The sequence below is a fragment of the Aquiflexum sp. genome, assembly GCF_041751335.1.
Lineage (GTDB): Bacteria > Bacteroidota > Bacteroidia > Cytophagales > Cyclobacteriaceae > Aquiflexum.
The window spans coordinates 34,790-40,983 of sequence record NZ_JBGSXS010000051.1; the positions used below are offsets into that span (position 1 = coordinate 34,790).

Annotated in this window: 6 protein-coding genes; 4 read left to right on the forward strand and 2 right to left on the reverse strand. The window is 37.2% G+C overall.

Annotated elements, in window-relative coordinates; all coding sequences use genetic code 11:
• The first annotated feature begins 1 nt into the window (after position 1).
• A complete protein-coding gene (gene floA, locus ACEW8U_RS02855) occupies positions 2 to 1,018 on the forward strand; it encodes a flotillin-like protein FloA (protein ID WP_373520521.1) in 1,017 nt (338 codons plus the stop codon).
• Between the two features lie 79 nt (positions 1,019 to 1,097).
• Here the strand turns inward: floA and ACEW8U_RS02860 are convergent, their stop codons facing one another.
• On the reverse strand, positions 1,098 to 2,678 hold the full coding sequence (locus ACEW8U_RS02860) for a WG repeat-containing protein (protein ID WP_373520522.1): 1,581 nt from the start codon (positions 2,676 to 2,678) through the stop codon (positions 1,098 to 1,100).
• A 36-nt stretch (positions 2,679 to 2,714) separates the two neighbouring features.
• Entirely contained in the window at positions 2,715 to 3,986 is a 1,272-nt protein-coding gene (gene hemA, locus ACEW8U_RS02865; RefSeq protein ID WP_373520523.1) for a glutamyl-tRNA reductase, read from the reverse strand.
• A gap of 226 nt (positions 3,987 to 4,212) precedes the next feature.
• On the opposite strand from hemA, the gene ACEW8U_RS02870 reads away from it, so the two are divergent.
• The 3 genes from ACEW8U_RS02870 to ACEW8U_RS02880 all read left to right on the forward strand — a co-directional run.
• Positions 4,213 to 4,908, forward strand: coding sequence for a ComEA family DNA-binding protein (locus ACEW8U_RS02870; protein ID WP_373520524.1), 696 nt, complete (start codon positions 4,213 to 4,215; stop codon positions 4,906 to 4,908).
• A 458-nt stretch (positions 4,909 to 5,366) separates the two neighbouring features.
• Positions 5,367 to 5,813, forward strand: a complete 447-nt coding sequence (tnpA, locus tag ACEW8U_RS02875; RefSeq protein WP_373520525.1) for an IS200/IS605 family transposase — start codon at positions 5,367 to 5,369, stop codon at positions 5,811 to 5,813.
• 181 nt (positions 5,814 to 5,994) lie between these two features.
• The coding region (locus ACEW8U_RS02880; RefSeq protein WP_373520526.1) for a type I restriction enzyme HsdR N-terminal domain-containing protein at positions 5,995 to 6,194 on the forward strand (200 nt) is incomplete at its 3' end.

Genomic DNA, 6,194 nt, shown 5'->3' on the forward strand with positions numbered 1-6,194 from the left:
CATGGAAATATCGAATTCGGCTTTTATTTTATTTTCAGCGTTTGCCGCACTGATACTGCTTTTTATATTTCTTTATTTTGTCCCGGTCAACTTGTGGATTACAGCCATATTCTCCAATGTAAAAGTTGGTATAGGGGAATTGATTGGTATGAGAATCAGAAAAGTTCCCCCAAGTGTTATTGTCAATTCTATGATCACTGCGACTAAGGCAGGTCTTAATCTTACCACCAATGATCTGGAAACCCATTTTTTGGCAGGAGGTAATGTACCTAATGTCATAAGGGCATTGATCTCTGCAGATAAAGCCAATATCACCCTGAGTTTTAAGCAAGCAACTGCAATTGATCTTGCTGGTCGGGATGTCTTCGAAGCAGTGCAGATTTCGGTAAATCCCAAAGTAATCAATACTCCAAATGTTGCAGCAGTAGCGGCTGATGGTATTCAATTGATCGCAAAGGCAAGGGTAACTGTGAGAGCCAACATTGCCCAATTGGTTGGTGGAGCGGGAGAAGAGACCATCTTGGCGCGTGTGGGTGAAGGTATAGTCACTTCAATAGGTTCAGCTCAAAATCACAAGAGTGTCCTTGAAAACCCCGATAAAATTTCTAAACTGGTCTTGGAAAGGGGATTGGATGCTGGTACAGCATTTGAAATATTATCCATTGACATTGCAGATATTGATGTAGGAACCAACATTGGTGCAAAACTTCAGATTGATCAAGCCTCAGCAGATTTGAAAGTCGCAGAGGCCAAAGCAGAAGAAAGAAGAGCAATGGCTGTCGCTTTGGAACAGGAAATGAAAGCAAGAACTGTCGAAATGAGGGCTACAGTGATTGCAGCTGAAGCAGAAATACCAAAGGCAATTTCAGAAGCATTTAGAACCGGTAAACTAGGTGTGATGGATTATTACAGGATGGAAAACATCCAATCTGATACAAAAATGAGATCATCCATAGCTGGTACCGATTCAGGTAGTGGAACTGAAGGAGGCAAAGGGAATTTAGGAGATAAAAAATAATGTTGTCAATTACAAAATGGAATAAAAATCAAAGTCCCCTGTGACCAACCGGGGATTTTGATTTTTATAATTTTGTAGGCTATTCTCCTTTTTTCTTTTTGATGGGGGCTTGCAAAATTTCAGGTTCTGATTGGAAAAATTGATATTGGTCCTCAGCCAATATTTGATCGGATCCAGAATCAAAAGTGATACTTTTATAATAAACAGGAAGGAGATAATCTCCGTTTTCATCAATGATACCATATTTGTTTCCCGTCCTGACGAGTATCCTATTCAGATCTTCTCTTCTTAGTTCCTGAAATTTGGGTTCTACTATTTCTTTACCATTCGGGGCTATCAGTCCATATAGATTGTTGTTTTCAGTTATAAAGTAATTTTCTACGGCTGAAGTAATTCTATCGAATCCTTCAAAGAAAAGCATATTCCCATTTTGGTCAATCAGATTATATTTTCCGTTTTTTTTAATTACAGCCAGCGAGTTATTAAAATCAGAAACTTGGTCAAATCCAGATGAGGTGACTTTGATTCCTTCCTTGTTTAGAAATCCCCATCCACCTTCAATCTTGACGGCAGCCATTCCATCCTTAAAATTTCTGACCTCTTGATATTTGTTTTCTATAACCCAAGCACCCGATTGATTCACAAATCCAAATAAATTGGATTTCTTTGCAGGAAATAGGGACTCGGCGCCAAGTAGAATGGTTTCAATATTCCCGGCAACTGGGTTGATGATCCATCCATTCGGTCCCAACAAACCAATTCTATTATCTTTCAGTAGGACATTGTAATGTTTTTTACCAACACTGAACACTTTTTCCATACCCGTTTGATCCAATAGAATCCCGTCATTTTTCATCACCCTTCTGAGCTTCCCATGGATATATTCAAGCATCATACCATCTTCCAGCGTTATTTTATGGTATGAGGTATAAGTAATGTCAACCTTTCCTTCCCGTGCTCTGATCAACATATATTGATTTCCGTCAAAAGCATAAAAAAAATTACCTTCTACGTGGACAATATGATCGATGATAGGTTGTAGAATATAATCTCCATCTCGGTTGATCAGACCAAATCCTGAGTCTTCTTTGGAGATTAAGAAATTATCATTCACTTCTATTATTTCTGAATACAAGTGATTAGGATTTATTGACAAAGGGAGATAATATCCTTGATCTGTTTTGGCAATTACCTGACCATTTCTTGCCATTACAGCATGATCAAAACTGCCTATTGGGGAGGTGTTTCTTGAGGAATGATCATAAATCCAATATTGATTTCCTTTGTTGGCTAAAATAAGCGTGTAAAAAGTCTGAATATCATCATACTCAGGCAATAAAATATCTTCGCCATATTCATGAAAAACGCCCTTACCCTTGGGGCCTTCAATGATGATCCATGGCTGATTGTAACCTATGACCCTTTCTGCTTTTAAATGGACAAATGGTTTATATTCTTTGCTAAGCAGTTTAATTTCATTATTTGATGTACTTATCCTGACAGACTCCCCTAAAATACTTATTTGATCATATTCAAGTCGCGATTTAAGTTTGAGATTTTGGTCAAAAACCTCATAGGTCTGACCATAGATATCGGTGAGTTGCAAAAATAAAAATAGGGAACATGCAAAGGTCGCTATCCAATTTGGGTGATAGTTCATAATTAATCGATTTAAAGCGTAAATTAAAAAAAAAGGTTATGATTTCTTCTCATTGACCTTTTCAAGATCAAAAAGATCTGAAATGATTTCAATCATTTTATTGGCTTCATCTCTTTGGCATGCTGCTCTTAATTGTACCACAGGTACTTTAAGGATTTTCTGCATCATGCTCTTAGTGATTTTATCAATAATAGCAATTTGTGATTGATCAGCATTTTTCAAAAATCGCTCCATTTCCTCAAGACGGATCTGCTCTAGCGCATTTTTTAATTTATTAATGGTAGGGGATACCATCATCTCCTTTTTCCAATTGTAAAAATCATCAATGCTTTGACCAATGATCTCTTCTACTTGTGGTATTGCAGCCAATCTTTTCTCCAAAGTAGCTGAAGCTTTACTTCTGATATTATCGACATTATATAAGATTGCGCCAGGAACATCCTCAATAGAAGTCTCGACACTTCTTGGAACAGAAAGGTCAACAAAAAGTTTGTAGCTTGGAATATCCATTCCTTTTACCAAAGTTTTGGTAATGAAAGGCTCGGATTTCATAATTGATGAGACCACTACGTCAGCCTTTTTCATGGCCTCAATACAGTCTTCAAAAGGTATCACTTCAAATCCCAATTCATCTCCGAGATCTTTTGCTTTTTCATAGGTCCTGTTTGTAATGGTAACTTTTGCTTCGGGGATGTGAACCATATTTTTGGCAACATCTTCACCTATTTCACCAACACCTATCAAAAGGATTCTCGGTTGATAAATATTGGAAGTTAATTCTTCTATCAATTCCACAGCAGCATAAGACATCGAGGCTGCCCCATCCCTAAATGCTGTTTCCTGTACCACTCTTTTATTGGTAAAAAAAACGGTATGCATTAGTCGATGGAGAAATGGACCAGCCATGTCAAGATCAGCAGAAACCTGATAGGCTCTTTTAACCTGATTTGATATCTGCATATCACCTACAACCTGAGCTTCGAGTCCCATGGAGACTTTGAAAAGGTGGTCAACGGCTTCTTTGTCTTTATTGAATATTTTGAAGTACTCCAAATAATCCACAACATTGGGAAGTCCTTTTTCCAAACCTATCAACTTGATGATTTCAGTACTTAAGTCAAGTTCATGGGAATAATACACCTCGGTTCTATTGCAGGTCGAAAGAATAAGTGTATCTGTGATACTGAAGAAATCCTTCATTTTGACAAGAAGGGAATGAATAGAGCCTTCATCCAGCGCAATTACTTCCCTAATTTCAACGGGAGCATTTTTGTGGGATAAACTTACAGCTCTAAAATTGTTTTTCATTTCAACCTTCATTCGGATACAAATTTAATTCTTAATAAATAGTAAATAAATAATTAACCAATAGTCATACTAATTTAAAATCTGTCTAAATAACAAATACTTTTTTTATACCATTTCAATTTCCAAAATTCAGGATAATTGGAAATTAAAACCAATTGTATTAAATTATCCCTGATAGAAACGATCAATAGTTATATATTGGATTTTTGATTGAGATTTGATTTTTATGAAAGCTAAAATTTACTTTTTTCTAAAGTCCTATTTCGGATTTTCGCAAAGAGAGTCGAGAGGGCTACTTTTGGTTTTCCCTGCAATCTTTCTTTTATATATGATTCCCTCTGTATACAATAAGTTGCTCAGGCATCAAAATAAAAATAGATATGAGCATTATATTCAAAAAGCAGATAGTCTGATTCAGGCTGGATGGATGCCCTATGAACCTGTTTCATTTATTTCTGAGAAGAATTCTGAACAGGATACGGTTCGTAAAGCGGGCCAATACAAAAAATCCAGATCACCGCAGTTCAATAAACTTGATTTCACTGAAGCCGATTCAGTTGTCCTTCAGATTGTCCCAGGAATTGGGCAAACGATGGCTGGAAGAGTTGTTAAATTCAGGGAAAATATTGGTGGCTTATATGAAAAAGACCAGTTGCTTGATGTATATGGGATGACCCCTGAAGTATTGGAAAAGATTTTTGAATACTTTGATTTTAAACCTGGGGTAGCAAATAAGTTGCTTATTAACCAATTGGACGCTTCAATATTGGCAAAGCATCCATATTTGACTTATGGAGCAGCCAAGGTGATTGTAGCGTACAGGGACCAACATGGCCCCTATTCCCAAGCGGAAGACCTTCTCAAAATCAAAATCTTCAATGAAGAGTGGCTGGAAAGGCTAAAGCCTTATTTGGAGTTTTGAAGATTGGTCAGTTTAACTATTTGAACTAAACTTTCTAAAAAAATTCAACCCCTATCGGGGTTGGTCGCGGTCATGGCTTTAGACCCCTGATTGGCATCCGAGGTAACTACCCTTTTAGGGATTAAATCCCTCCGGGATTGGATCTATTTCCAATGTTCTTTTGATCGGATAGGTTTTTTGGTAATTGCTAAAATGAAAGGGGATCATCCTCTTGCCACTTCGCCCAACCCCGACAGGGGTTAAATACCGTTAGTTTATTTGCCCCGGATGACAATCCGGTGGGATAAAAGGTCAACTACTCCACACCACCCACCAACCCCGGTAGGGGTTGAATTATCCCCCATAACTTAAAAACCAAAAGTTACTCAGAAACTTAACCGATTAATTTAAGGCCTTATTAAAAAGGCTTTTATAAATTCCTTTTTCAATTTATTATTCAACCAATAAATTTTTGAACCATGAGCACACATACATCCATTGTTTACCACATCATCTGGACACCTTACAAAAGGAAGGCTATTATGTTGAAGGAACCTAGAAGGGAATTATTCAACTACATGATGGGAATCCTAAAAAACAAAAACTGCCATGTTTACAGGATCGATGGCGTTGAGGATCACCTTCACATTGCAACTTCTCTGCATCCCTCGCAATCCCTTGCAGGTCTGATAAAAGATATCAAGCTTGCCTGCACCAGCATGATAAAATCAACCAATCTTTTTAAGGGCTTTGAAGGCTGGCAGGATGGATATGCTGCATTTACCCACAATTACTCCTCTTTGGACAACCTTGTCAACTATATCAAAAACCAGGAGGAACATCACAAAAAGGTAAGTTTTATTGATGAATACATTCAACTGCTTAAAGATCATGGCATTGCTTTCGATCCGAAATACCTCCTATGAGTTCCATAACAAGCCTAGTCTTTTGTACAAAACTCTCACAAAAATTCAACCCTTTCATAGGTTGAATTAATGATCTAATCGTAAAGATTAAGAAATGTTTCAATCTTCTGGGAAGGGGGATTTTCGGTTATTTATAAAATCCCATCATATTTGCACCATGATTCCGGACAAATATGCTTTTATGCAGCAATCACTCAATTTCCCTGAATTTAAATTCAACATCAGGGAGAAAGAGGGAGTACTTAGCATTTTTGATTCCCTGAGAAAAAAGTATTTGATTCTGACCCCTGAAGAATGGGTCAGACAACATATGATCAGTTTTTTGGTGGAATTTAAACAATATCCAAGGAGTCTTTTTGCGCTTGAAAGAAGTATCCTGTA

Bases quoted from the DNA above. Each gene is read 5' to 3' on its own strand.
- floA (WP_373520521.1), top strand. From the start codon at position 2: ATGGAAATATCGAATTCGGCTTTTATTTTATTTTCAGCGTTTGCCGCA.
- ACEW8U_RS02860 (WP_373520522.1), bottom strand. From the start codon at position 2,678: ATGAACTATCACCCAAATTGGATAGCGACCTTTGCATGTTCCCTATTT.
- hemA (WP_373520523.1), bottom strand. From the start codon at position 3,986: ATGAAAAACAATTTTAGAGCTGTAAGTTTATCCCACAAAAATGCTCCC.
- ACEW8U_RS02870 (WP_373520524.1), top strand. From the start codon at position 4,213: ATGAAAGCTAAAATTTACTTTTTTCTAAAGTCCTATTTCGGATTTTCG.
- tnpA (WP_373520525.1), top strand. From the start codon at position 5,367: ATGAGCACACATACATCCATTGTTTACCACATCATCTGGACACCTTAC.